We start from the raw sequence: 24,322 nt of genomic DNA on the forward strand, positions 1-24,322 counted from the left end.
CACATGTAGGAGCGGCGGTGCGGCGACCCGACTTGCCCCGCGATGCTTTTCAGCGTTACGCGACCGCTTCGGCCGGCGACACAATGCTGGTCTTGCCCCCCCGCGACCGCCCCGAGCTCAGGTAAGCGGCGATCGATTCCTGGGTCACTTCGCCGAGGAACACCTGCTCGGCGTCCAGCACCGGCAACCATGAGCGATTGAACTCGTACATCCGCGACAGCAGGATGCGCAGGTGCTCATCGTGCGAGGCGGTGGCGTTGAAGGTGCGCAGAAAATCAACGCAGCTGCCTTGCTGGCGATGCAGGTCGCGACGACGCACGTAACCCATGGCCTTGTTCTGCCCATCGGTGACCACCACGTAGCGGCGATCATGTTCGTCCATCAGCTCCAGGGCGTCGGCCACTGGCGTTTCCGGGCTGACCGACGGCGCGTTGTCGGCGGCGTCTTCGGCACGCACCAGCAACAGGCGCTTGAGGGTGCTGTCCTGGCCAACGAAGTTGCTGACGAAGTCGTCGGCAGGGTGCGCCAGCAGGGTGTCCGGGTGGTCGATCTGGATCAGCTTGCCGGCACGGAAAATCGCAATCTTGTCACCCAGCTTGATCGCCTCGTCGATGTCGTGGCTGACCATGATCACGGTCTTGTTCAGCGCCCGCTGCATCTCGAAGAACTCGTTCTGGATCATCTCGCGGTTGATCGGGTCGACCGCACCGAACGGCTCGTCCATCAGCAGCAAGGGCGCTTCGGCGGCCAGGGCGCGGATCACGCCGATACGCTGTTGCTGGCCACCGGACAACTCACGCGGGTAGCGTTGCAGGTATTGCTTGGGCTCGAGCTTGATCATGCTCATCAACTCGCGGGCGCGCTCGTGGCATTTTTGCTTGTCCCAGCCGAGCAGGCGCGGGACCACGGTGATGTTCTCCTCGATGGTCATGTTGGGGAACAGACCGATCTGCTGGATCACGTAGCCGATGCGCCGGCGCAGGGTCACTTCATCAAGGCCGGTGGTGTCTTCGCCGTTGATCAGCACCTTGCCCGAGGTCGGCGCAATCAAGCGGTTGATCATTTTCAGCGTGGTGCTCTTGCCGCAACCGGAGGGGCCGAGGAACACGCAGATCTCGCCTTCGTTGACGGTCAGGCTGACCGAGTCGACGGCTTTGACGTCTTTGCCGTTGGCGTGGAAGGTCTTGCTGAGGTTCTGAAGTTCGATCATGGGCGCAGTCCTTTTGGAGTCAGGGAGCGTTGCAGGGCTTGCAGCAGCAGGTCGGCGAAGATGGCCAGGAGGCTCACCAGCACGGCGCCGACCAGCAGCATCGACATGTCGCTGCGGCTGATGGAGGTGAGGATGAGCACGCCCAGGCCACCGGCGCCGATGGTCGCGGCGATGGTCATGACGCCGATGTTCATGACCACGGCGGTGCGCACGCCGGCAAGGATTACCGGTACGGCGATGGGCAGCTCGACCATGCGCAGGCGCTGGCCGAAGGTCATGCCGATGCCGCGGGCGGCTTCACGAATACCCGGTTCGACATTGGTCAGGGCCAGGTAGGTGTTGCGCAGGATCGGCAACAGCGAATAGAGGAACACCGCGGTGATTGCCGGCAGCGGCCCCAGGCCCTGGCCGAACTTGGAGTAGAACGGCAGCAACAGGCCGAACAGGGCGATCGAGGGGATGGTCAGCAGCACCGTGGCGCTGGCCTGCAGGGGGCCGGCGAGGGCCGGGAAGCGGGTCATGAGGATGCCCAGCGGCACGCCGAAGACAATCGCCAGGCTGACGGCGATGCCGACCAGGGTGATGTGCTGCCAGGTCAGGTGCAGTACCTGGGCCCAGTCGAGGTGGGTAAAGGTATCGAGCATGTTATGGCTGCTCCTGTGCAGGTGGGTGCTGGCGCAGGTACTCGGCGGCGACTTTGCCCGGGCTCTGGTGTTCGACATCGACCTTGGCGTTGAGCTGGCGCATGGTCTCGTCGTCGAGTTGTTCGGCCAGCGGTTTGAGCAGGCTGGCCAGTTGCGGGTTGGCGTCGAGCACGGCCTTGCGCACTACCGGGGCTGCGGTGTAGTCGGGGAAGTAGTGCTTGTCGTCTTCCAGCAGCTTGAGGTCGAAGGCGCTCAGGCGCCCGTCGGTGGTGTACACCAGGCCACTGAACACCTGGCCGTTGCGCAGCGCGGTGTAGACCAGGCCGGCGTCCATCTGGCGGATGTCGCGGCGGGTCAGTTGCAGGTCGTAGGTTTCGGTCAGGCCCACCAGGCCGTCGGGGCGGTTGGCGAACTCGGTGTCCAGGGCCACCACGTGGGTGCGGTCCTTCTCGTCGCGCAGCACCTGGTTCAGCTCACTGATGCTGTTGACCTGCGGGTACAGGTCGGCGACCTTGCGCGGCAGCGCCAGGGCGTAGGTGTTGCTGAACTTCGACGGCGTCAGCCAGATCAGGTCTTTTAGTGCATCCAGCTCCTTGACCCTGGCGTAGGTGGCCGCTGCGCTGGGCATGCGTTCGTCGATGTGGTTGTAGGACACCAGCGAAACACCGGTGTATTCCCAGACCATGTCCAGCTGCCCGGTTTCGTGGGCGCTGCGGGCCAGGTTGCTGCCCAGGCCGCCGGTGATGCGCACGTCAAAGCCGTGCTGGTTGAGGTACTGGGCGGTGATTTCAGCCAGTACCGTTTGCTCGGTGAAGACCCGCGCACCGAGGCGGATCACAGGTTTGTTCGCGGCCTGGGCAAATCCTGCGAACAGCAGGGCCGCGCCCAACAACAAGGCGATTCTTTTCATGACAGTTCCTTCGCTTAGTGGGCCAGGCCGCGTTCAAGCCAACGGCGGCTGGACTGCGCCACCAGGGCGTCGAGCAGCAGGGCGAGCAGGGCGGTGCAGGCAGCGCCAAGCAGCAGTTGCGGCTGATTGTTCAGGGCAATGCCGGGAAAAATCAGGCTGCCCAGGCTGTTGGCGCCGATCAGGAACGACAGCGGTGCGGTACCGACGTTGATCGCCAGGGCCACCCGCACACCGCCGACGATGATCGGCACGGCGTTGGGCAACTCGACACGCCAGAGGGTCTGGCCCGGGGTCATGCCGATGCCGGTGGCGGCTTCCTTGAGCGAGGCGGGTACGTTTTTCAGGCCTTCGTAAGTGTTGCGCACGATTGGCAGGAGGGAAGCGAGGAACAGCGCGAAGATCGCGGGACCGGCGCCAATGCCCAGGAAACTCAGGGCAATGGCCAGAACGGCCAGAGGGGGGATGGTGTTGCCAATGTTGAAAAACTGCATGAAGCGTTCGGCGCGGTCGACCCGGTGCGGTCGACTCAAGGCAATCCCGGCGGGTATGCCCACGGCTAACGCCGCCACCATCGACAGCAACACCAGCATCAGGTGCGCTTGCAGATAGAACCACAGATCGGCGCGGTAGTGCGCGATCGTATCGATGCCGATCCAGTGGATCAGCAGGGCCAGGATGACGAGCACGAAGGCACATCCCATCAGCCCCTTGCCATAGCTTTTAGCCACAGGCGGACTCCTTTTGTTGTCGGCGAACACACTCCCGTGGCGGCCACCATTCCAGGCGGCAGGCAGTGTGATCGCGATAAGCAGCGCGTTGTCCGGAAACGGAGCGGAACACGCCATAAGCGAAGCCTCGTCAGGCTCGTAGTGCCGGTGAAACCAACCCTGACGAACGGTCATGACCGATTGCGTATCAGGGCAGTGGACGCCTCCACAGCCGTAAAGGTTCCCATCTGAAGCGGCATTTGGCCAGCGTTAATCCCTGAAACACGAGGAACTTCGCACGAAAAAACCGGGCATTTCCTTCCTGGTGTTATTGAAGCGCCTGCTATCAGGCCGTCCGTCATAAAGCTCAGCATTGCAGCGGAAAATTCATGATAGTCGCTTGAGGGAATATTCCTCTGGAGGTATTTTGTTGTCATGGTCAATCAGCTTCTGTGCCGAGTTTCGGCGGGTGGCTTTTGCGTTCGATCCCAAGCGTCGCGCCGTTATCCTGGTTGCGGGTGACAAGGCCGGAGTCAGCCAGCAACGGTTTTATCGAAATTTGATTCGGCGCGCCGATGAGCGCTTCGACAGGTATCTGTCAGGAGGTGAAGAACATGTCTAGAACACTTGATGAAGTCATCTACAGTCTTTCCCCCGAACGAAGGGCGCGTGTCGAACAACGCGGGCGTGAGTTGATCCGCGAGGAAATGACCCTGCAGGCGTTGCGCAAACAGCTGGAGTTGACTCAGGAAGGAATGTCCAAGCGGCTGGAGGTAGGTCAGGCGAATATTTCCAAGATTGAAAAACGTAGCGATATGTTGATCTCGACTCTGCGTAGCTATGTCGAGGCAATGGGTGGAACACTCGAGCTGGTTGCACACATGCCAGACCGCGGGCCTGTCACTCTTGAGGGCTTCACTGAAAATTTGCCTGGACACAAGTAGCCTACACTTCGTTTCGCGCGACAGGCGGAGGCCTCAGGCTTTGGTCCCCGTTCGACTTCGGGTATGATACTGGCCCTTTTTGAATCACCTGCCAGGCGATTTCCCATGACCAACCAGGCCGCCGAAGTCGCGAAACGCCGCACCTTCGCCATTATTTCCCACCCCGATGCGGGTAAGACCACCATCACCGAGAAGCTGTTGCTGATGGGCAAGGCGATTGCCGTTGCCGGTACGGTGAAATCGCGAAAGTCCGACCGCCATGCCACCTCCGACTGGATGGAAATGGAGAAGCAGCGTGGTATCTCCATCACCACCTCGGTGATGCAGTTCCCCTATCGCGAGCACATGATCAACCTGCTCGACACCCCGGGCCACGAAGACTTCTCGGAAGATACCTACCGCACCCTGACCGCCGTCGACTCGGCGCTGATGGTGCTCGACGGCGGTAAGGGCGTCGAGCCGCGGACCATCGCCCTGATGGACGTCTGCCGGCTGCGCGACACGCCGATCGTCAGCTTCATCAACAAACTCGACCGTGACATCCGCGACCCGATCGAACTGCTCGACGAAATCGAAGCGGTATTGAAGATCAAGGCGGCGCCGATCACCTGGCCGATCGGTTGCTACCGCGACTTCAAGGGCGTGTATCACCTGGCCGGCGACTACATCATTGTCTACACCCCGGGCCACGGCCACGAGCGCACCGAGGTGAAGATCATCGAGAAGCTCGACTCCGATGAAGCCCGTGCCCACCTGGGCGACGAATACGAGCGCTTCCTCGAGCAGCTGGAGCTGGTACAGGGCGCCTGCCACGAATTCGACCAAGACGAGTTCATGCGCGGCGAGCTGACCCCGGTGTTCTTCGGTACCGCGCTGGGCAACTTCGGTGTCGACCATGTGCTCGATGCCGTCGTCGACTGGGCACCACGCCCGCTGCCGCGCGAGGCCAACGAGCGCGCTGTCGAGCCGACCGAAGAGAAGTTCAGCGGTTTCGTGTTCAAGATCCAGGCGAACATGGACCCCAAGCACCGCGACCGTATCGCCTTCATGCGTATCTGCTCCGGCCGTTACGAAAAAGGCATGAAGATGCGCCATGTGCGCACCGGCAAGGACCTACGTATCGGCGATGCGCTGACCTTCTTCTCCTCCGAGCGTGAGCAACTGGAAGAGGCCTGGGCCGGCGACATCATTGGCTTGCACAACCACGGCACGATCCAGATCGGTGACACCTTCACCGAAGGCGAGGCCCTGGGCTTCACCGGTATTCCGCACTTCGCCCCGGAGCTGTTCCGCCGCGTGCGCCTGAAAGACCCGCTCAAGTCCAAGCAACTGCGCCAGGGCCTGCAGCAGTTGGCCGAAGAAGGCGCGACCCAGGTGTTCTTCCCCGAGCGCAGCAACGACATCATCCTCGGCGCCGTCGGTGTGCTGCAGTTCGATGTGGTCGCCAGCCGCCTGAAGGAAGAGTACAAGGTCGAGTGTGCCTACGAGCCGATCACCGTCTGGTCGGCGCGCTGGATCAGCTGCGAGGACAAGAAGAAGCTTGAGGAATTCAAGAACAAGGCCGTGGAGAACCTGGCCATCGACGGCGGTGGTCACCTGACCTACCTGGCCCCGACCCGGGTCAACCTGGCGCTGATGGAAGAGCGCTGGCCGGATGTGAAGTTCCGCGCTACCCGCGAGCATCATTGATTGCCCGACCCCGCCGCTTCTGGGTGGCGGGGTCGCCTCCTTTCAAGGGTGCATTTCTGCGCCCAACCGGTAGATCAGCAATGCCAGGCTGTCGGCATTGAACAGCATGATCTGCGCGCGTTTTTCGCTGTCACTCAGGAACACCTGACGAGCTTGCTGCAGATCCTGCGCGCCAGTGATCTTCAGGATCAGTTTCTTGCCTTTGCGATCGCTGCGACGCAAGTCGCGCAGCCTGCCGGCGTCTTCATCGTACAACGTGAACAACTTGTTCATTGGCTTCATGGCGCTGAAGCCGCTTTCGTGGGCGCGTTCCAGCCAGGCGCGCTCGGGGCCGGGGATCAGCCAGTCGGCGTACGGGGCAACACCCAGGGTGTAGGTGATGTCGCGGGTCTGGCAGGCCAGGTGAGACAGTTCATGCAGCAAGGTAAAGGCGCGGGTGAGGTTGGCGGCTGCCGGCTGGGCGTATCGGCGTTGTAGCGGCAACTGGTTGATGGTCGGGTTGTCGAAGAAGGCGTCGAGCAGAAAGATCTGCCGGCTGCGGTCGGCCGGGTTGACGAAGGCGCTGGCATCGATAGGCGCACCGACTCTGCTGCCCATGACATAGCGAGTCGAATGGGCGGGTGAGTAGTTACGCGACAACAGCAGCGTCAGCAGTTTTTCTATCGGCCTGCTGACTTGCAGCAGAAGTGTGTCGGATACATCCGCGACGTTGAAGAAGTCCCTGAGGACCCTGGCCGTTTGCAGGGGTAGCTGGCGGGCTGTGGTGCGGCTGATGTTGAAGTGGCAGTTCACCAGGTAGGTTACTGCAGTATCGTGCGCTTCGCGGATCAGGTTGCCGCGATAAGGGTTTACGCGCTGGATCTGTGGCATGCCAACTGCGAGTATCGCGATCTGTTCCCGGGAGACGACCCGACGGGTATGGCGGCCGCTGAGGTCGCTCAGCACACCGCCGGCTTCGACCGGTTGCGGGCGTTCGGGCGCCGGGCTGCTCTCCTGATTTTTCCAGAACTTCTCCAGCGATTCGACCCCGACGGCGTCTTTGCCAACCAGCAGGCCCTGCACCAGCGCCGCGCAGAGTTCGGCCAGTGACTGGCTCCAGTTGCTGCGGTCGGCTTTTTCCAGGGTTTGCAGCACACTGGTTTCGGTCTGGAAAATACCCAGCAGCGTGCCCAGCCTGCCCGGCAGAAACAGGCTGGCTTGCAACCACAGCTGACCGAGCAGGTTCTTCAAGGTTTGCCAGCGCGCCTCTTCGAGGGTCACCAGCTGGGCGTGGGCCATGTCCTGGAGCATCTGGGCGTTATCCACGAACAGTTGCTTGAACAGGTTGCCCGCGATCGGACGCCAGGCCAGGGTGATGGGGCCGGGGCGGGAAAACGGCAGGTCGAAATCCGATTCCACACTAAATGGCAGGTGTGGCTCTTCAAAGCCGCCGCGCCCATAGCGTTGGCGCATCTGCGCTGGCATACGCCCGAGCAGCAAGGCCTGCAACGCTGGCGTGGTCCTGATCTTTTTCAGCAGGTCGCGGCTATCGGCAAATTGCCGATAGGCCTGGCGGCTGTCGTAAGGGCTGTACAGCACCAGCGGGCCCGCCTGCTGATTACCGATCAGGTACAGGCCAGGCACCGGGTCCGGTTCAAGCCCGCTATCGGCCACCAACAGCAGTGGTGTCATGTGCTGTGTGCGGTCTTCTGGCAGTTCCAGTACCTGGGTAACCGTCTGTAGCGCTGCGCCATCGAGCTCGCCCTTGAGGCGGGCACGCCAGGCCGCTTCGAGCATTTGCCCGGGCAGTTGCCGGCAGAAGGTTGCCAGGCGCCGGGCATAGTCGGGGTCGTGTTCGGCGAATTTCTGCTGCAGCAGGCGCTGGTAGTGGCCGCCAATATCCAGCGCCTTGGCCACCTTGCGAACATACTGGCTGCGCAAGGTGGGTGGCAGCAGCTCACCCTTCTGGTCGGTCACCAGGGTGATTGCGTTGTCCCAGTCGCGGTAATGATCGAGCGCATAGTCAACCAGGGACTGGCGATGGCGCACGTAGCTGGCCGGCAGTGACAAGGGGATTTCCCCGGGCAGTGGCGGCGCAGTGATCCAGCGGTTGGTGGTGACCTGGATATCTTCAGGCCGGTAGTGGCCGGGGCCGAAATCCTGGTCCAGGCGCTGCTGCAGTTGTTCGCGGGCATAGGTGTCGATTTCGGGGATATCGAACAGGTAATCATCGTTTGCGCCCAGCAGGTTTCTGGCCAACACGCGCAAGTAGGCATGTTGATCTTCTACCGAGGCCTGGCGCAGCCACTCGGGTGCATGGGCTGCAACAGCCTTTGCCCTGGCGCGATCCTGCAGGTCGCGCAGGACTGCGCCAATGGCATCGGTTTCGCTGATATAGCGGTTGAAGGCCTTGACCACGTTGCCCGGCAGGCGCGCAGCGATGGCCCGGTCGTACAGGGCCAGAATCCGCGCCCGCCGAGAGGGCAGTGCAGCAGGCGCAAAGGCAACGTCCAGGCGTTCGGCCAGCGTGCCGAGCAGGGCCAGCAATTGCTGCTGGTAGTCTTGGCTCAACTGCTCGTCGCGCATCAATACCGCTTGCAGTTGCCCGCGAAGGTGCTGGCGCAAGCGTCTGGCGCTATGGCCGAGCAAGGCCGGCGGGAGCAACGGCAAGGGGGTCGGCAGTTCAGCCGCGGTGGTGGCGCTGGCACGCCATTGGCTGTTATCGGCGGGGTGCCAGATCAGTTCGAGCAGCGACAGGACCGGGGTACTGCGGCCCTCCGGTTGCACGCTGATGGCGTGCAGGGGAGGGGCTTTGTGCAGAAAGCTGGACAGTTCTTGCTTGAGCAGTGCCCGGGTGACTGAGCTGAGGCTCGGGCGCTGGGCGAGCATGGCCTGGTACTCCTGGGCCAATTGTCCGACCTGGGTTTGCATCGATTGCGCATCCAGGCTGGCGTTGCCGAGGGTGCGGGCAAGTTGCTGCAATGTGGCGGTCGAGGGCGCTGCTTGCTGGGTGTGCAGGGGGGCGGCCTGGTCGGCAAGGCGATCATTGATCGTCAACATCAGGCTGTCGAACAGCGGCGCAGCCAGCAGATTGACCTGAAAATCCACAGCAGGTTGGCGCTGCAGTAACTGCTGTTGCGCCTGTGGTGCGTAACGCAGCACTGTTGCCATCAGCGCAGGTTGATCCTGCAGGCCCAGCAGCGTCTGCTTGGCCTGGCGCCGATCGGCAAAGCGTTGCAGGCCGATGTCGGGGTTGTAGATGAACACTTCGGGCCAGTCGGGGCGGCTCAGCAGAAAGGTGGTGTCCAGGGCTATGGCCTGGCCATCGCCAGTCACCGCATCCAGGCGGTCGGCGCGCAGCGCCGGGTCGTCGCCCAGTCGTTGCAGGGATTGTCGTTGCGCGGCGCTCAGCGGTTGCCTGGCGTCGAGGTGCTCGAGGTGACGTAAAAAACCTGCGCGCAGGGCATCAGGATGAAAGTAGGGCAGGTTGGCCAACGGCATGAAAGTTTCCCGGCGGTACAAGGCAGCCGGGGGCCGATCCCCGCGGCAATCACTGGAGATTGCCGCGGGTAAGCAGGGCCGGGGCGTTACTTATATCAATTGCCGGCCTTGATGCTGGTCCAGATGCGCGTGCGGATGCGGTCGATCTTGGCTGGCATCGCCTCCAGTGCGTAGAGCTTGCCGAGCATCTCGTCGCTCGGGTAAATCATGGTATTGGCTTTGAGCGCCGGGTCGACCAGGGTGTCGGCCTTGAGGTTGCCGTTGGCGTACTGCACATGGTTGCTGATGTTGGCCATCACCTCGGGCTGCAACAGGTAGTTCATGTAGGCGTAACCGGCTTTTTCGTCCGGGGCATCAGCCGGCATGGCGACCATGTCGAACCACATCGGCGCGCCTTCCTTGGGAATCGAGTAGCCGACCTTCACGCCGTTGTTGGCTTCTTCGGCGCGGTTCCTGGCTTGCAGCACGTCGCCGGAGAAGCCCACCACCACGCAGATATCGCCATTGGCCAGGTCGCCGGTGTACTTGGAGGAGTGGAAGTAGCTGATGTACGGGCGCACCTTCATCAGCAGTTGCTTGGCCTTGTCGTAATCCTCGGGCTTCTGGCTGTGGTGTGGCAGGCCCAGGTAGTTGAGGGCGATCGGCAACAGCTCCGGGCCGTTGTCGAGCACCGCCACGCCGCAGCTTTTCAGCTTGCTGATGTACTCGGGCTTGAAGATCAGGTCCCAGGAATCCAGCGGGGCGTTGTCGCCGAGCACCGCCTTGACCTTGTCGATGTTGTAGCCGATCCCGGTGCTGCCCCACAGGTAAGGGAAGCCGTACTGGTTGCCCGGGTCGTTGACCTCCAGGGCCTTGAGCAGCACCGGGTTGAGGTTCTTCCAGTTGGGCAGCTGGGTCTTGTCCAGTTGCTTGAGCGCCTTGCCCTGGATCTGCCGGGCCATGAAGTGGTTGGAGGGGAACACCACGTCGTAGCCGGAGTTGCCGGTCATCAGCTTGCCGTCGAGGGTTTCGTTGCTGTCGAACACGTCGTAGGTCGGCACGATGCCGCTAGCCTGCTGGAAGTTCTTGAGGGTGTCGGGGGCGATGTAGCTGGACCAGTTGTAGATCTTTACCGAGTCGGCCGCCTGGGCGACGGAGGCGGCCAGCAACACAGGTGCGAAGAGCAATGGGCGCATGTCTGGATTCCTTGCTTGGTCTGTTTTTTATCGAAGGAGGCAGGCGATCAAATGATCAGAAAATCAGCACATAGGTTTTGCGCACGGTCTCCTGGATGTCCCAGATACCGGTGCTGTTGGCCGGCAGCATGATCGCGTCGCCGGCTTCGATGGTCAGCGGCTCGCCGCCATCCGGGGTGAAAGTGCAGCGGCCCTTGATGAAGTGGCAGAACTCCTGCTGGACGATCTGCCGGCGCCAGCGCCCCGGGGTGCATTCCCAGATGCCGGTTTCGACGCCGTCGCTGCGCTCGACGCTGGTGACCGAGGCGATCGAGACCGGCTCGCCGAGTGGCACCGCCACCGGGTTGGATTCGGCCAGGGTGACACTGTCGGTGTTCTTGAACTGGGTAATGCTCATAGCGGTGGATCCTGTGCAGGGGGTTCAAAAAGTCAGCGCATGAAACCTTCCATGAAGTCCGCTACGCCGCTGGCCAGGCGTCGGCGCCAGGGGGCGCTGGCCGGGTTGGCGAGGGTCTGGTCTTCATGGACAAAACTCTTGATGATCGCGTTGTAGCCCAGCCAGCGGCAGGGTTCCGGCTCCCAGCCGGGCAGGCTGTGCAGGGCGCGGTCGTGGCTGGCCCAGGGCTGCTCGGTGAGCGGGCTGCGCCGCTCGAGGATCAGCTCGGCCAGGGTCCGCCCGCCGAGGTTGCTGGCGCCAACGCCTTCGCCGCCATAGCCACCGGCCAGGGCGATGCCCTGTTTGCGGTCACAGAACATGTGCGGCTGGAAGCGCCGGGCCATGCCCAGGTTGCCGCCCCAGGCGTGGGTGATCCTGACCTTCTGCAACTGTGGGAACAGCTCGCCGAACAGGTAGCGGCGCAGTTCGATTTCGCTGTCGGTGAGGTCGAAGTTGTCGCGCAGGCGGCCGGCAAAGCGATAGCCGCCGCGGGCGCCGAACACCAGGCGGTTGTCCAGGCTGCGCTGGCCATAGGTGACCTGGCGGCTGTTCTCGCTGAAGGCCTGGCCATGGTTGAGGCCGATCTGCTCCCAGACCTGTTCGGGCAGTGGCTCGGTGGCCACCAGCAGGCTTTGCACCGGCATCTGGTAGCGCCCCAGCGGCGGCAGGTTGACCGAGTAGCCTTCGACTGCTGGCACCAGCCACTGGCATTTGATCCGTGCCTGCAAGGTGCGTGCTTCACCGGAACGCCACTGGGTTACGGGGCTGTTCTCATAGAGCTTCACGCCCATGGCCTCTACCGTGCGGGCCAGGCCGCGCACCAGTTTGGCCGGCTGGATTGTGGCGACATTGGGGTTGAAGATCGCGCCATAGGGGCGGCTGATACGCAGCTGCGATGCCAGCTCATCGGGGCTTAGCCAGCGGTAGTCGGCTTCGTTCAGGCCCTGCTTGTAGAGCTTGTTCAGATACGCGCGCAGGCTGGTTTCCTGCTCGGGGTAGCGCGCGGCGCAGTACAGCACGCCGCCCTTGCGGTAGTCGCAGTCGATGCCTTCGCGTTCGAGCACCTGGGCCACTTCATCGGGAATGCCGTGCAACAGGTCATAGGCGGCGCGCCGCTGCTCGGGCGTGCTGCCGGCGAGCAGGCGGTCTTCACCGAGCAGGTTGCCCATCAGCCAGCCGCCATTGCGTCCGGAGGCGCCGAAGCCTGCAATCTGCGCTTCGACGATGGCGATGTTCAGCTGTGGTGCCAGGCGCTTGAGGTAGTAGGCGGTCCACAGCCCGGTGTAGCCGGCGCCGATGATGCAGACGTCGACGTCCAGGTCCTGTTGCAGCGCCGGGCGTGCGCTCAACGGCTCATCGAGTTGGTCCATCCACAGGCTGATACTGCGCCATGCCAGCATTGTTCGGCTCCACATCGGTAACGGTCTGTGGCGATCCTAGAAGCTTGCGGGGCGCTGTGTCTTACGTGCGTGCACGCAGAGAATTCTGCTTCACGTAGGCCTTGGGCGACAGGCCGGTGTGCTGGCGGAAACTTTTGTAGAACGCCGACAGCGAATTGAAACCGGCAGCAAAGGCCAGCTCGTCGATGCGTGCAACCGTGGCGGTGGCGCCGAGGCTGGTGAGCAGGTGCTGCAGGCGTGCCTGGTTGACGTAGCGGTAGAAGCTCTGGCCGAGCACCTGGTTGAGCAAGTAGGAGATCTGGTTGCGGCTGTAGCCGCTTTCGCGGGCCACCCGTTGCAGGTCCAGCTCCGGGTCGAGGTAGGGCTGCTGGCGCTGGAAGTACTGCTCCAGGTCCTGGGCCATGAAGCTCAGCTGGCGTGGTGACAGGCCCAGGCGGCTGGCGGCCGGGCGCAGGTCATTGTGGCCAGTGTCCTGGCTGGGCGCGCGGACCAGCGAGGCGTACTCGTTGACCCGCCAGATCAGGCCGTCGCGCACGGTGATCGCTTCGCTGGCCTGGAACGCCACCAGGCCTTCGCCACCGCGCAGGGTAACCTGGTACTGGATGAAGGCGGTGCAGCCATCGACGCGGATGCGGTCGCTGTGGACGATGTCTTCACCGGCTTCGCGGGGCATGCTCACACGCACGTATTCGCGCAGCTCATCGAGGTGCAGGACGCGGTTCTGGAAATAGTCGTTGTACTGGATATCGGGGTGATACAAGGCCATGACCCCGTCGAGGTCGCGATGCTTCCAGCACAGGTGGTAGCGCAGGACGGTGGCGGCGGTTTCCGGGGTTTGCTCCGGGCCGTCGGGGATCGAGGATGGGGTCATTGACTGATAGTGATGGAGGGGCCAATCGCGGGTCAAGTCGAGGCGTCGCACCGCCGCTCCCACACAGTGCACTGTGGGAGCGGCGGTGCGACGCCTCGACTCGACCCGCGATGCGGTTACAGGAACTGCTCGGCGTAATGGCACGCCACCTGCCGCGTCCCCACCTGCCTGAACGCCGGTTCCTCGGCAGCACAGCGCTCGGTGGCATACGGGCAGCGTTTGTGGAAGGCACAGCCAGGCGGCGGGTTCAGCGGGTTGGGCAGCTCGCCGGAAATCTTGATCTTCGGCTTCAGCGGGTCCGGATGAATGGTCGGCGTGGCCGACAGCAAGGCCTGGGTGTAAGGGTGCAGCGGCTTGCTGTAGATGTCCTCCTTGGGGCCCATTTCCGCCGGCCGGCCCAGGTACATCACCAGCACCTGGTCTGCCACGTGGCGCACTACTGCGAGGTTGTGGGAGATGAACACGTAGGCAGTATTGAACTCCTTCTGCAGGTCCATGAACAGGTTCAGCACCTGGGCCTGGATCGATACGTCGAGGGCCGACGTCGGCTCATCGGCCACCAGTACTTTCGGTTGCAGCATCATCGCCCGGGCCAGGGCGATGCGCTGGCGCTGGCCACCGGAAAACATGTGCGGGTAGCGCTGGTAATGCTCGGGGCGCAGGCCGACCTGTTGCATCATCGCCTGGACCTTCTCGCGCCGCTCGGCGCGGGTCAGGTTGGTGTTGATCAGCAGCGGCTCACCCAGCTGGTCGCCGATCTTCTGTCGCGGGTTGAGCGAGGCGTACGGGCTCTGGAACACCATCTGCACGTCCTTGCGCAATTGCTTGCGCTCGGCCTTGTTGGCGCCGGCGACTTCCTGGCCGGCGATCTTCAGCGAGCCGGACGAGGGCTCTTCGATCAGGGTCAGGGCCCGGGCCAGGGTCGACTTGCCACAGCCGGACTCGCCGACCACGGCCAGGGTCTTGCCGGCTTCCAGTTCGAACGACACGCCGTTGAGTGCGCGCACCAGGGCATGGCCCTTGAACAGGCCGCGGGAAACTTCATAGTGACGGGTCAGTTCACGGGCGGTAAGGACGACAGTCATTACGCCACCTCCTGGTTCAGCGGGTAGAAACAACGCACCTGGCTATGGGCCTGGGGATCGAGGGTCGGTCGTTGCCGGCGGCAGTTTTCCTGCACGTAAGGGCAGCGCGGCGACAGCAGGCAACCTTGAGGACGGTCATAGCGGCCGGGGACGATGCCCGGCAGAGTCGCCAGGCGCTCGGCGCCTTCGCTGTGCTCGGGAATCGCCGCCAGCAGTGCTTCGCTGTAGGGGTGGGCGGGGAGGTCGAACAGTTCCGGCACCTGGCCGACTTCCACCGCTTGGCCGGCGTACATCACGCACACCCGCTTGGCGGTTTCGGCGACCACGGCGAGGTCGTGGGTGATCAGGATCAGCGCCATGTTCTGCTCTTTTTGCAGGTTCAGCAGCAGCTCCATGATCTGCGCCTGGATGGTCACGTCGAGGGCGGTGGTCGGTTCGTCGGCGATCAGCAGCTTGGGTTCGCCGGCAATCGCCATGGCGATCGCCACCCGCTGGCTCATGCCACCGGAAAGCTGGTGCGGGTAGGCGTCCAGGCGGCTTTCGGCGCCGGGGATTTCAACCTTCTTGAGCAGTTCCAGGGCACGCTGGCGGGCCGCCTTGCCGCGCAGGCCAAGGTGCTGGCGGAGCACTTCCTCGATCTGGAAGCCTACGGTGTAGCTGGGGTTGAGGGCGGTCATCGGGTCCTGGAAGACCATGGCCATATCCTTGCCAACCACCTTGCGCCGTTGCCGGCCGCTGAGCTTGAGCATGTTGGTGCCATCGAAGGTCAGGGCATCGGCGGTGATGCGCCCGGGGGCGTCGATCAGGCCCATCAGCGCCATCATGGTCACCGATTTGCCCGAGCCCGACTCACCGACGATGGCCAGGACCTCACCTTCATCGACCGACAGGTCCAGGCCGTCGACCACCGGTACCGCATTGGCGTCGCCAAAGCGCACGTTCAGATTGTTGATTTGCAGAAGTGACATGGCGATCTCCTCAGGCGGCATTCTTGAGTTTCGGGTCCAGCGCATCGCGCAGTCCGTCACCCATCAGGTTGATTGCCAGCACGCTGAGCAAAATGGTCAGGCCAGGCAGGCTCACCACCCACCAGGCGCGTTCGATGTAGTCGCGGGCCGAGGCCAGCATAGTGCCCCACTCGGGGGTTGGCGGCTGTACGCCGAGGCCGAGAAAGCCCAGGGCGGCGGCGTCGAGGATCGCCGAGGAGAAGCTCAGGGTGGCCTGCACGATCAGCGGCGCCATGCAGTTGGGCAGCACGGTGACGAACATCAGCCGGGGCAGGCTGGCACCGGCCAGGCGTGCGGCGGTGACGTAGTCGCGGTTCAGTTCGCCCATCACCGCGGCGCGGGTCAGGCGCACATAGGACGGCAGCGAGACGATGGCGATGGCGATCACGGTGTTGATCAGGCCAGGGCCGAGGATGGCGACAATCGCCACGGCCAGCAGCAGCGAGGGCAGGGCCAGCATCACGTCCATCAGGCGCATGATCGACGGGCCGAGGATGCGCGGAAAGAACCCGGCCAACAGGCCGAGGAAGATCCCCGGAATCAGCGAGATCACCACCGATGACAGGCCGATCAGCAGCGACAGCCGCGAGCCCTGGATCAGCCGCGAAAGCAGGTCGCGGCCGAGCTCGTCGGTGCCGAGGATGAACTGCCAGTTGCCGCCTTCCAGCCACACCGGCGGGGTCAGCAGAAAATCACGGTACTGCTCGCTGGGGCTGTGCGGCGCCACCCAGGGGGCGAACAGTGCGCAGAACACGATCAGGCTCATGAACATCAGCCCGGCGACCGCGCCCTTGTTGCGTGAAAAGGCCTGCCAGAACTCCTTGTACGGCGAGGGGTAAAGCAGGCTCTGGTCGACAGCGGTGGCCGGGGTGGTGACAGATTTTGCAAGTGGGGTAGTCATGACGAGGCCCTCAGCGCTGATGACGGATGCGTGGGTTGGCCAGGCCGTAGAGGATGTCCACGACGAAGTTGACCAGGATCACCAGGCAGGCAATCAACAGGATGCCGTTCTGTACCACGGGGTAATCACGGGCGCCGATGGCTTCGATCAGCCACTTGCCGATGCCCGGCCAGGAAAAAATGGTTTCAGTCAGTACCGCACCGGCGAGCAGGGTGCCGACCTGCAGGCCGAACACCGTCAGTACCGGGATCAGCGCGTTGCGCAAGCCGTGCACGAACACCACCCGGGCCGGCGACAGGCCCTTGGCGCGGGCGGTGCGGATGTAGTCTTCGCGCAGCACTTCGAGCATCGAGGAGCGGGTCATGCGCGCGATCACCGCCAGCGGAATGGTGCCCAGCACGATGGCCGGCAGGATCAGGTGCATCAGTGCATCCTTGAAGGCGCCTTCTTCGTCGCTGAGCAGGGTGTCGATGAGCATGAAGCCGGTTTTCGGCTCGATGTCGTAGAGCAGGTCGATGCGCCCGGACACCGGGGTCCAGCCCAGGCTCACGGAGAAGAACATGATCAGGATCAGGCCCCACCAGAAGATCGGCATCGAGTAGCCGGCAAGGGAGATACCCATGACCCCATGATCGAATAATGAGCCACGCTTGAGCGCGGCGATGACCCCGGCCAGCAGGCCGATCACCCCGGCAAAAAACAGCGCCGCCATGGCCAGTTCCAGGGTTGCCGGGAACAGTGCGAGGAACTCGGTCCAGACGCTTTCGCGGGTGCGCAGCGATTCGCCGAGGTCACCCTGGGCGAGCTTGCTGACGTAGTCCAGGTACTGTTCGGGCAGCGGTTTGTTCAGGCCCAGTCGCTCCATGGCCTGGGCGTGCATTTCCGGGTCGACCCGCCGTTCGCCCATCATGACTTCAACCGGATCGCCGGGTATCAGCCGTATGAGCGCAAACGTCAGCAAGGTGATGCCGAAGAAGGTCGGGATCAGCAATCCCAGTCGCCGGGCAATAAAACTAAACATCTTCTGGAGTACCTCATCAGCCGGTCAGGCATGCCCGCCGGCACCCGGATGGGGCGCCGGCGGTCGTTCTTGTTCTACTTCACCTGGGTAGTGGCGAAGTTGTTATTGGTGAGGGGGTTGATGTGGTACCCCTCAACGTTGTTGCGCATGGCGGTAAACATCTGCGGATGGGCCATGCTGATCCACGGTTGATCTTCATCGTACACCGCCAGGGCCTTTACATAGAGCGCTGCACGCTCATTGTTGTCGGTAACCTCGCGGGCCTTGGTGATCAACTGCTGGAAGGTTTGATTGCACCAGCGCGCATAGTTCTCGCCGCTTTTCACCGCGTCGCAACTAAGCAGCGGGCTGAGGAAGTTGTCCGGGTCGCCGTTGTCGCTGGCCCAGCCGGTCGAGACCATGTCGGCTTCGCCCTTCTTGGCCCGGCGCAGCATCTCGGCCCACTCCATCACGCGGATATCGACGGTCAGGCCGATCCTGGCCAGGTCCGCCTGAAGCATTTCAGCGCTCAGGCGCGGGTTGGGGTTGGTCGGGCCGCCGCCGTTGCGGGTGAACAGGGTCAGCACCGTGCCTTCGGGCACGCCGGCTTCCTTGAGCAGGGCGCGGGCCTTGTCGAGGTCACGGGGCGGGTTCTGGTTGTCGGTGTTGTAGCCGATCATGCTCGGCGGGTAAGGGTTGACCGCGACCAGTGCGTTGCCCTTGCCGAACAGCTGGTCGACGTGGGTCTGGCGGTCGAAGGCAATGTTGATGGCTTTGCGCACGCGCACATCGCTCAGGTACTTGTGTTCGGTGTTGAGCGAGATGTAGCCGGTGGTCAGCGCTTCCATCTCGGCCACTTTCAATTTGGGGTCGGCCTTGATACTGGGAATGTCATCGGGCTTGGGGTACAGCGCCACCTGGCACTCGTTGGCCTTGAGCTTTTGCAGGCGCACGTTGTTGTCGTTGGCGATGGCGAAGATCAGCGCATCAGCCGGAGGCTTGCCACGGAAGTAGTCCGGGTTGGCCTTGTAGCGCACCTGGGCGTCCTTGTTGTAGCGCTGGAAGATGAACGGGCCGGTGCCGATCGGCTTGTTGTTGAGGTCGCCGGTCTTGTTGGCCTTGAGCAACTGGTCACCGTATTCGGCGGAGTAGATCGAGGTGAAGGCCATGGCCAGGTCACGCAAAAAAGGCGCTTCGGGCCGGGTCAGGGTGAAGACTACGGTGTGCTCGTCGGTCTTCTCGACACTTTTGAGCAGGTCCTTGAAACCCATGCTCTCGAAGTAGGGGAAGCCGATGCTGGTCTTGTTGTGCCATGGGTGATTCGGGTCCAGCTGTCGTCGGAAACTCCACAGCACGTCGTCGGCATTCATCTCGCGGGTAGGGGTGAAATAGTCGGTGGTGTGGAACTTGACCCCTTCGCGCAAGTGGAAGGTGTAGGTCAGGCCGTCATCGCTGATGTCCCAGCGCTCGGCCAGGGCCGGCTGGATATCGGTGGTGCCCGGGCGGAAGTCGACCAGGCGGTTGAAAATGGCCTCGGCCGAGGCGTCGGCGGTTACGGCGGTGGTGTACTGGACGATATCGAAGCCTTCCGGGCTGGCCTCGGTACACACCACCAGCGGCTTGGCTGAGAGGCCCGCCGCAGTACTCAACAGGACGGCTGCCAGGGCAGCCTGTAGCGGTAGCAGTTTCATGAAACCTCCTGCAATCGATTAACCAGAGTAGCCGTCCCGGCCGATTCGGCGAACCGACCGGGAAACCGCGTTCTAGAGGAAGTTGAAAGGAATGGTGGTGACAATCCGCAGCTCGTCCAGGCTACCGTCGATCTGGGCCTTGCTGGCCCGGTGCGCGGTGTAGGTGGCACGAATGGTGGTGTCCTTGAGCGAGCCGCTCTGCACCGCATAGGTGGTGCCGATGCCCCACTCGTAGTGGTTCTCGCCGTCCAGGCCACGCACGTCGTAGCCGCTGCCGGTGTAGTGGGTGCCGTCGATGCCCCAGCCGCGCGCGTTGTAGAGGTTGAACTTCAAACCCGGCACGCCGTACTGGGCCATGTTCAGCACGTAGGCGATCTGCATCGATTTTTCGTTCGGGCCGTTGAAGTCCGAAAGCAGGGAGTTGGCCAGGAAGATCGCGTTGGTGTCGTGCAGGTAGTCGAAGTACTCGTTACCGTTGACCTGCTGGTAGGAGAAGGTCAGGTTGTGGGCCTGGTGGGTCAGGCCGAACGACAGGCTGTAGGTGTCGTTGTCGATATTGCCAAGCTTGCTTTGGCCTTCATCCTTGGTCTTGTAGTAGTTCAGGCCGGTGGTCAGGCTCAGCACCGCGCTGTCGCCCAGCTCATGGCTGGCGCCGAAGTAGTACTGGTTCCACAGGTCTTCGACGTTGGACACGTAGAAGCTGGTTTTCAGGCTTTTCAGCGGCTGGTAGTTCACACCGGCAATGTTGACGTGATCGGCTGAAAAGGCGCGATCACCGTACTCGGCAACGAATTTGCTGGTGCCCTGTTCGGTCCGGTTCGAGAGCCGGTCGAAGGTGCCGACATCAAACGACAGGTTGTCGAATTCTTCGCTGTGCAGGCTCACACCTTCGAAGCTCGACGGCAAGGCGCGGTTGCCGATGTAGGCCAGTACCGGGGTGTCCATCGATTGGCGGCCGGCGGTCAGGGTGGTGTTGGACACCCGCGCCTTGACGTTGGCCAGGCCCATCTTGCTCCACTGGCCGATGACATCGCCGTCGCTGTGGGTCAGGGTGCGGTTGTTCGGCCCGGCCACCGCCGCGCGGCCACGCTCCAGGGCGATGGCGTTGTAGACGGCGACCTCGGTGCTGAAGCCGAAGGTACCTTCGGTAAAGCCCGAGGTGTAGTTGAGGATGGTGCCCTGCACCCAGTTGTCACGGCTGTGGGTGTCGTGCTGGCTGCCGTCGCTCTTGTAGTACTTGAACAGCGGTGCGCGGGTGGCGCGTTCGCGGCCATACCAGTTGCGGGTCGAGCCGGACAGGCTCTGGCCTTCGATGAAGCCCTTGGCTTCACTCTGGGCGCTGGTGGCTTTGACGCTGACCGGAACATAGTCCTGGCTGGCGGGTTCGGCCTGGGCCATGGCTGACAGACCACTGAGGGACAGTGCCAGTACTGCGGTTTGGGTTCGTCTCAAGGTAAAGCTCCCTTTTCTTTTCTTCTTTTTAGTTACCGCCTGGCCTTGTGAGCTGGGCGTCTTGCCGGTTGGAACAAGGGTTTGCAATCGTTTGCTGCAAGGCAATCGGGCATATTCAGGCTGAGTTTGCCCGCGAAGGCGCTGCGCGCCCCCGAGGGAGAAAGCGGTTTTTTATTCGGTACTGACGCCTGAGAAGTTGTTGCGCCCGAAAGGGCTTACCTTGAAATCCACGACCTTGGCACTGAGCGGCTGGTTGACCGTCGAGTGGGCGATCGGGGTGATGGGCAACTGTTGCCTGAGGCGCTGCTGCGCCTGCTGGTAGAGCAGGGTGCGTTGCTCGCGGTCGGTGATGGTCTTGGCTTTCTTGACCAGCGCGTCGTACTGCGGGTCGCACCACATGGAGTAGTTGTTGCTGCCTATCGCGTCACAGCTGTACAGGGTGCCCAGCCAGTTGTCCGGGTCGCCGTTGTCGCCGGTCCAGCCGATCAGCGAGATGTCGTGTTCACCGTCCTTGGTGCGCTTGAGATATTCGCCCCACTCGTAGCTGACGATTTTCACTTTGAGGCCGACCTTGCCCCAGTCGGCCTGAAGCATTTCGGCCATCAGCTTGGCGTTGGGGTTGTACGGGCGTTGCACGGGCATGGCCCAGAGGGTGATTTCAGTGCCTTCCTTGACCCCGGCGGCCTTGAGCAGTTCGCGGGCCTTTTGCGGGTTGTAGCCGGCATCCTTGATGCTGTCGTCGTAGGACCACTGGGTCGGCGGCATGCTGCCCACCGCCAGTTGCCCGGCCTCCTGGTACACCGCCTTGACGATGGCCGGCTTGTTCACCGCCATGTCCATGGCCTGGCGTACTTCAAGCTGGTCGAAGGGTTTGTGCTGAACGTTGTAGGCGATGTAGCCGAGGTTGAAGCCGGGTTTTTCGATGACCTGCAGCTTGGGGTCGCTCTTGAGTGCATCGAGATCGGCCGGGCGTGGATGCAGGGTGACCTGGCATTCGTTCTTGCGCAGTTTCTGGATGCGCACCGAGGGGTCGGTATTGATCGAGAAGATCAACTGCTCGATCTTCACCTGGCTCGGGTCCCAGTAGTCCTTGTTGCCGCGGTAGCGGATCTGCGAGTCCTTCTGGTAGCGCTGGAACACGAACGGGCCAGTGCCGATCGGCTTCTGGTTGATGTCGCTGGGGCGCCCGGAGGTCATCAGTTGCTCGGCGTATTCGGCCGAGAGTACGGCGGCAAAACTCATTGCCAGATTCTGCACGAAGGCGGCATCGATGCTGTTGAGGGTAAAGACCACGGTCATCGGCGCGGTCTTTTCGATGCGGGCGATGTTCTTGTCCAGGCTCATGCCGACGAAGTAGGGGAATTCGGTGGGGTAGGCCTTGCGAAACGGGTGGTCGCGGTCGAGCATGCGATTGAAGGTGAACAGCACGTCGTCAGCGTTGAAATCGCGACTGGGGGTGAAATCCTTGTTGTTGTTGTGGAACTTGACCCCTTCGCGTAGGTGGAAGGTGTAGGTCAGGCCGTCGTCGGACACCTCCCAGCTCTTTGCCAGGGCCGGTTTGACGGCGGTCGCGCCGCGTTCGAATTCCACCAGGCGGTTGTAGATCGGCTCGGCGGCGTCGTTGTCGGTGGCGCTGGTGTATTGGGCGGTATCAAAACCGCCGGGGCTGCCTTCGGAGCAGAACACCAGGTTCTTGGCCAGGCCCGCAGGGGCCTGGGCGAGCAGGCCGAAGCCCAGCAGCGCTGCATAGATTGGAGTGTGGCGCATGACGATCCCTTCTCTCTTGTTGTTTTTTTCGCGGTCCATGGCGCACAGCCATACGAATCGCGCCGACTCTGCTGCACCCTTGACGGTAGAGCCATCAAAGCGCTGCAGATAGGTGCGATTACGCAGAGGTGTGTAGGAGGTATCCGATAGGGCGTGCGACGGTTCCGTGTCGATGCGCTAGCGGCTGACCTGCCAGGCCATCAGGCTGCGGCCCCGGCTGCCGTGTGGCGTCGCGGGGCCGAGCCAGATGGCTGCTATTTGGTCACGCTGACCCCATAGAAGGAGTTCAAGCCAAACGGGCTGATCTTGAAGTCCTGTACGGTTGAACGCATAGGTTGATACACCGTCGAGTGAGCGATGGGTGTCATCGGAACCTGTTCTTTGAGGATGTGTTGCGCTTGCTTGTACAGCTCGGTGCGCTTGGCCTGGTCGGAGGTGGCCTTGGCTTGCTTGACCAGGTCGTCGTACGGCTTGTAGCACCACTTGGAGAAGTTGTTGCCTTCCAGGGCATCGCAGCCAAACAGGGTGCCCAGCCAGTTGTCCGGGTCGCCGTTGTCACCGCTCCAGCCAATCAGCATGGCGCCGTTCTCGCCGCCCTTGGAGCGCTTGATGTACTCGCCCCACTCGTAGCTGACGATCTTGGCCTTGATGCCGATCTTGGCCCAGTCCGATTGCAGCATCTCGGCCATCAGCTTGGCATTGGGGTTGTACGGGCGTTGCACCGGCATGGCCCAGAGGTTGATCTCGGTGCCTTCCTTGATGCCGGCTTCCTTGAGCAACTGCTTGGCCTTCTCGGGATCGTACTTGGCGTCCTTGATGGTGGTGTCGTAGGACCACTGGGTCGGCGGCATGGCGTTGACCGCCAGCTGGCCGGCGCCCTGGTACACCGAGTCGATGATCTGCTGCTTGTTTACCGCCATGTCCAGCGCTTCGCGAACCTTGAGCTGGGCCATCGGGTTGGGCTCGTTGCTGCCCTTGATCTTGTCCATCACGTTGTAGGCGATGTAGCCGAGGTTGAAGCCGGCCTGATCAGGCATCTTCAGGTTCGGGTCGTTTTTAAGTGGCTCGATGTCGGCCGGGCGCGGAAACAGGGTGACCTGGCACTCGTTCTTTTTCAGCTTCTGCATGCGCACCGAGGCGTCGGTGGTGATGGCGAAGATCAGGTTGTCGATCTTCACATCCTCAGGCTTCCAGTAGTCCTTGTTGCCCTTGAAGCGGATCTGCGCGTCTTTCTGGTACTTGCTGAACACGAACGGGCCGGTGCCGATCGGCTTCTGGTTGATGTCAGCGGGCTTGCCCTGCTTGAGCAACTGGTCGGCGTATTCGGCGGACTGGATCGAGGCGAAGCTCATGGCCAGGTTCTGGATGAACGCTGCGTCGACGCCGTTGAGGGTGAACTTGACCGTGTGCTCGTCGAGCTTTTCGATCTTGGCGATGTTCTTGTCCATGCCCATGTCGGTGAAGTACGGGAACTCGGTAGGGTAGGCCTTGCGAAACGGCATGTCCTTGTCGAGCATCCGATTGAAGGTGAACAGCACGTCGTCGGCATTGAAGGCGCGCGTCGGCTTGAAGAATTCGGTGGTATGGAACTTGACCCCTTCGCGCAGGTGGAAGGTGTAGGTCAGGCCATCGTCGGAAATGTCCCAGCTGGTCGCCAGGCCCGGGATCACTGCGGTGCCGCCACGCTCGAACTGGCTCAGGCGGTTGAAGACGGTCTCGGCTGAGGCATCGAAGTCGGTTCCGGTGGTGTACTGGCCCGGGTCGAAGCCTGCGGGGCTGCCTTCGGAGCAAAACACCAGGTTAGTCGCCGCAAGGGCGGAAGGTGCGCCGGCTAGCAAGCCTGCGCCGACCAGAAACGGAATGACCGCGTGTTTGAGCATGGTGGCCTCATTGTTGTCATTTTTGATTTGAGGGGGGCCTTGTGAGCCGACCTGCGGATACTTATGCAGGCCC

20 protein-coding genes are annotated in these 24,322 nt (G+C 62.5%); 3 read left to right on the forward strand and 17 right to left on the reverse strand.

Annotated features, from left to right (window positions below):
- Window positions 1-55: 55 nt before the first annotated feature.
- Genes LOY34_RS04605 through LOY34_RS04620 form a run of 4 tightly spaced genes read right to left on the reverse strand, consistent with a single transcriptional unit; the run spans window position 56 to window position 3,492 of the window.
- Window positions 56-1,210, reverse strand: a complete 1,155-nt coding sequence (locus tag LOY34_RS04605) for a betaine/proline/choline family ABC transporter ATP-binding protein (protein ID WP_195885715.1) — start codon at window positions 1,208-1,210, stop codon at window positions 56-58.
- On the reverse strand, window positions 1,207-1,854 hold the full coding sequence (locus LOY34_RS04610; protein WP_045196252.1) for an ABC transporter permease: 648 nt from the start codon (window positions 1,852-1,854) through the stop codon (window positions 1,207-1,209). The genes LOY34_RS04605 and LOY34_RS04610 overlap by 4 nt, the downstream gene beginning before the upstream one ends.
- Before the next feature lies 1 nt (window position 1,855).
- Window positions 1,856-2,764, reverse strand: coding sequence for a glycine betaine ABC transporter substrate-binding protein (locus LOY34_RS04615; protein WP_195885716.1), 909 nt, complete (start codon window positions 2,762-2,764; stop codon window positions 1,856-1,858).
- Between the two features lie 14 nt (window positions 2,765-2,778).
- Window positions 2,779-3,492, reverse strand: a complete 714-nt coding sequence (locus tag LOY34_RS04620; protein WP_045196256.1) for an ABC transporter permease — start codon at window positions 3,490-3,492, stop codon at window positions 2,779-2,781.
- A gap of 409 nt (window positions 3,493-3,901) precedes the next feature.
- Here LOY34_RS04620 and LOY34_RS04625 point away from each other — a divergent pair, with 409 nt between their 5' ends.
- From LOY34_RS04625 to LOY34_RS04635, 3 genes are all read left to right on the forward strand, one after another.
- Complete coding sequence (locus LOY34_RS04625) at window positions 3,902-4,093, forward strand: type II toxin-antitoxin system RelE/ParE family toxin (protein WP_230090924.1); 192 nt, start codon at window positions 3,902-3,904, stop codon at window positions 4,091-4,093.
- Entirely contained in the window at window positions 4,086-4,415 is a 330-nt protein-coding gene (locus LOY34_RS04630; protein WP_195885718.1) for an XRE family transcriptional regulator, read from the forward strand. The genes LOY34_RS04625 and LOY34_RS04630 overlap by 8 nt, the downstream gene beginning before the upstream one ends.
- A 105-nt stretch (window positions 4,416-4,520) precedes the next feature.
- Entirely contained in the window at window positions 4,521-6,104 is a 1,584-nt protein-coding gene (locus LOY34_RS04635) for a peptide chain release factor 3 (RefSeq protein WP_195885719.1), read from the forward strand.
- Window positions 6,105-6,146: 42 nt separating this feature from the next.
- On the opposite strand, the gene LOY34_RS04640 is transcribed toward LOY34_RS04635, so the two are convergent.
- The 13 genes from LOY34_RS04640 to LOY34_RS04700 form a co-directional block, all read right to left on the reverse strand.
- Window positions 6,147-9,584, reverse strand: coding sequence for a M35 family metallopeptidase (locus LOY34_RS04640; protein ID WP_258664316.1), 3,438 nt, complete (start codon window positions 9,582-9,584; stop codon window positions 6,147-6,149).
- Window positions 9,585-9,679: 95 nt separating this feature from the next.
- Window positions 9,680-10,759 carry a polyamine ABC transporter substrate-binding protein gene (locus LOY34_RS04645; protein ID WP_258609526.1) on the reverse strand — a complete coding sequence of 360 codons (1,080 nt, stop codon included), beginning with the start codon at window positions 10,757-10,759 and terminating at the stop codon, window positions 9,680-9,682.
- Window positions 10,760-10,814: 55 nt separating this feature from the next.
- Complete coding sequence (locus LOY34_RS04650; protein WP_038996988.1) at window positions 10,815-11,156, reverse strand: cupin domain-containing protein; 342 nt, start codon at window positions 11,154-11,156, stop codon at window positions 10,815-10,817.
- 32 nt (window positions 11,157-11,188) lie between these two features.
- On the reverse strand, window positions 11,189-12,595 hold the full coding sequence (locus tag LOY34_RS04655) for an FAD-binding oxidoreductase (protein ID WP_195885722.1): 1,407 nt from the start codon (window positions 12,593-12,595) through the stop codon (window positions 11,189-11,191).
- Between the two features lie 61 nt (window positions 12,596-12,656).
- Window positions 12,657-13,466, reverse strand: a complete 810-nt coding sequence (locus tag LOY34_RS04660) for a nuclear transport factor 2 family protein (RefSeq protein WP_195885723.1) — start codon at window positions 13,464-13,466, stop codon at window positions 12,657-12,659.
- 116 nt (window positions 13,467-13,582) lie between these two features.
- Complete coding sequence (locus LOY34_RS04665; protein ID WP_045196272.1) at window positions 13,583-14,551, reverse strand: peptide ABC transporter ATP-binding protein; 969 nt, start codon at window positions 14,549-14,551, stop codon at window positions 13,583-13,585.
- Window positions 14,551-15,519, reverse strand: a complete 969-nt coding sequence (locus LOY34_RS04670) for an ABC transporter ATP-binding protein (protein WP_195885724.1) — start codon at window positions 15,517-15,519, stop codon at window positions 14,551-14,553. Before LOY34_RS04670 ends, LOY34_RS04665 begins: the two co-directional genes overlap by 1 nt.
- Window positions 15,520-15,529: 10 nt before the next feature.
- Window positions 15,530-16,459, reverse strand: a complete 930-nt coding sequence (locus LOY34_RS04675; protein WP_045196274.1) for an ABC transporter permease subunit — start codon at window positions 16,457-16,459, stop codon at window positions 15,530-15,532.
- A 10-nt stretch (window positions 16,460-16,469) separates the two neighbouring features.
- Window positions 16,470-17,480 (reverse strand): ABC transporter permease subunit, encoded by a 1,011-nt coding sequence (locus LOY34_RS04680; RefSeq protein ID WP_036993941.1) that lies wholly within the window; start codon window positions 17,478-17,480, stop codon window positions 16,470-16,472.
- Window positions 17,481-17,554: 74 nt separating this feature from the next.
- Window positions 17,555-19,150 carry an ABC transporter substrate-binding protein gene (locus LOY34_RS04685; RefSeq protein ID WP_045196276.1) on the reverse strand — a complete coding sequence of 532 codons (1,596 nt, stop codon included), beginning with the start codon at window positions 19,148-19,150 and terminating at the stop codon, window positions 17,555-17,557.
- Window positions 19,151-19,222: 72 nt separating this feature from the next.
- The gene (locus tag LOY34_RS04690; protein ID WP_093388136.1) at window positions 19,223-20,548 is read right to left on the reverse strand and encodes an OprD family porin; all 1,326 of its coding nucleotides are present in this window, start codon (window positions 20,546-20,548) and stop codon (window positions 19,223-19,225) included.
- Between the two features lie 225 nt (window positions 20,549-20,773).
- Window positions 20,774-22,369: an ABC transporter substrate-binding protein gene (locus tag LOY34_RS04695; RefSeq protein ID WP_258664320.1), complete on the reverse strand. Its 1,596-nt coding sequence runs from the start codon at window positions 22,367-22,369 to the stop codon at window positions 20,774-20,776.
- A 254-nt stretch (window positions 22,370-22,623) separates the two neighbouring features.
- Window positions 22,624-24,249 (reverse strand): ABC transporter substrate-binding protein, encoded by a 1,626-nt coding sequence (locus tag LOY34_RS04700; RefSeq protein ID WP_258664322.1) that lies wholly within the window; start codon window positions 24,247-24,249, stop codon window positions 22,624-22,626.
- Window positions 24,250-24,322 lie beyond the last annotated feature (73 nt).

The sequence above is a fragment of the Pseudomonas sp. B21-009 genome, assembly GCF_024749345.1.
Taxonomy (GTDB): Bacteria; Pseudomonadota; Gammaproteobacteria; order Pseudomonadales; family Pseudomonadaceae; genus Aquipseudomonas.

Excerpts from the sequence above, each read along its gene's own strand:
- LOY34_RS04645 (WP_258609526.1), bottom strand. The coding sequence starts at position 10,759 with ATGCGCCCATTGCTCTTCGCACCTGTGTTGCTGGCCGCCTCCGTCGCC.
- LOY34_RS04610 (WP_045196252.1), bottom strand. The coding sequence starts at position 1,854 with ATGCTCGATACCTTTACCCACCTCGACTGGGCCCAGGTACTGCACCTG.
- LOY34_RS04640 (WP_258664316.1), bottom strand. The coding sequence starts at position 9,584 with ATGCCGTTGGCCAACCTGCCCTACTTTCATCCTGATGCCCTGCGCGCA.
- LOY34_RS04630 (WP_195885718.1), top strand. The coding sequence starts at position 4,086 with ATGTCTAGAACACTTGATGAAGTCATCTACAGTCTTTCCCCCGAACGA.
- LOY34_RS04670 (WP_195885724.1), bottom strand. The coding sequence starts at position 15,519 with ATGTCACTTCTGCAAATCAACAATCTGAACGTGCGCTTTGGCGACGCC.
- LOY34_RS04655 (WP_195885722.1), bottom strand. The coding sequence starts at position 12,595 with ATGCTGGCATGGCGCAGTATCAGCCTGTGGATGGACCAACTCGATGAG.
- LOY34_RS04635 (WP_195885719.1), top strand. The coding sequence starts at position 4,521 with ATGACCAACCAGGCCGCCGAAGTCGCGAAACGCCGCACCTTCGCCATT.
- LOY34_RS04700 (WP_258664322.1), bottom strand. The coding sequence starts at position 24,249 with ATGCTCAAACACGCGGTCATTCCGTTTCTGGTCGGCGCAGGCTTGCTA.
- LOY34_RS04690 (WP_093388136.1), bottom strand. The coding sequence starts at position 20,548 with ATGGCCCAGGCCGAACCCGCCAGCCAGGACTATGTTCCGGTCAGCGTC.
- LOY34_RS04665 (WP_045196272.1), bottom strand. The coding sequence starts at position 14,551 with ATGACTGTCGTCCTTACCGCCCGTGAACTGACCCGTCACTATGAAGTT.
- LOY34_RS04605 (WP_195885715.1), bottom strand. The coding sequence starts at position 1,210 with ATGATCGAACTTCAGAACCTCAGCAAGACCTTCCACGCCAACGGCAAA.
- LOY34_RS04675 (WP_045196274.1), bottom strand. The coding sequence starts at position 16,459 with ATGACTACCCCACTTGCAAAATCTGTCACCACCCCGGCCACCGCTGTC.
- LOY34_RS04680 (WP_036993941.1), bottom strand. The coding sequence starts at position 17,480 with ATGTTTAGTTTTATTGCCCGGCGACTGGGATTGCTGATCCCGACCTTC.
- LOY34_RS04650 (WP_038996988.1), bottom strand. The coding sequence starts at position 11,156 with ATGAGCATTACCCAGTTCAAGAACACCGACAGTGTCACCCTGGCCGAA.
- LOY34_RS04695 (WP_258664320.1), bottom strand. The coding sequence starts at position 22,369 with ATGCGCCACACTCCAATCTATGCAGCGCTGCTGGGCTTCGGCCTGCTC.
- LOY34_RS04685 (WP_045196276.1), bottom strand. The coding sequence starts at position 19,150 with ATGAAACTGCTACCGCTACAGGCTGCCCTGGCAGCCGTCCTGTTGAGT.
- LOY34_RS04660 (WP_195885723.1), bottom strand. The coding sequence starts at position 13,466 with ATGACCCCATCCTCGATCCCCGACGGCCCGGAGCAAACCCCGGAAACC.
- LOY34_RS04615 (WP_195885716.1), bottom strand. The coding sequence starts at position 2,764 with ATGAAAAGAATCGCCTTGTTGTTGGGCGCGGCCCTGCTGTTCGCAGGA.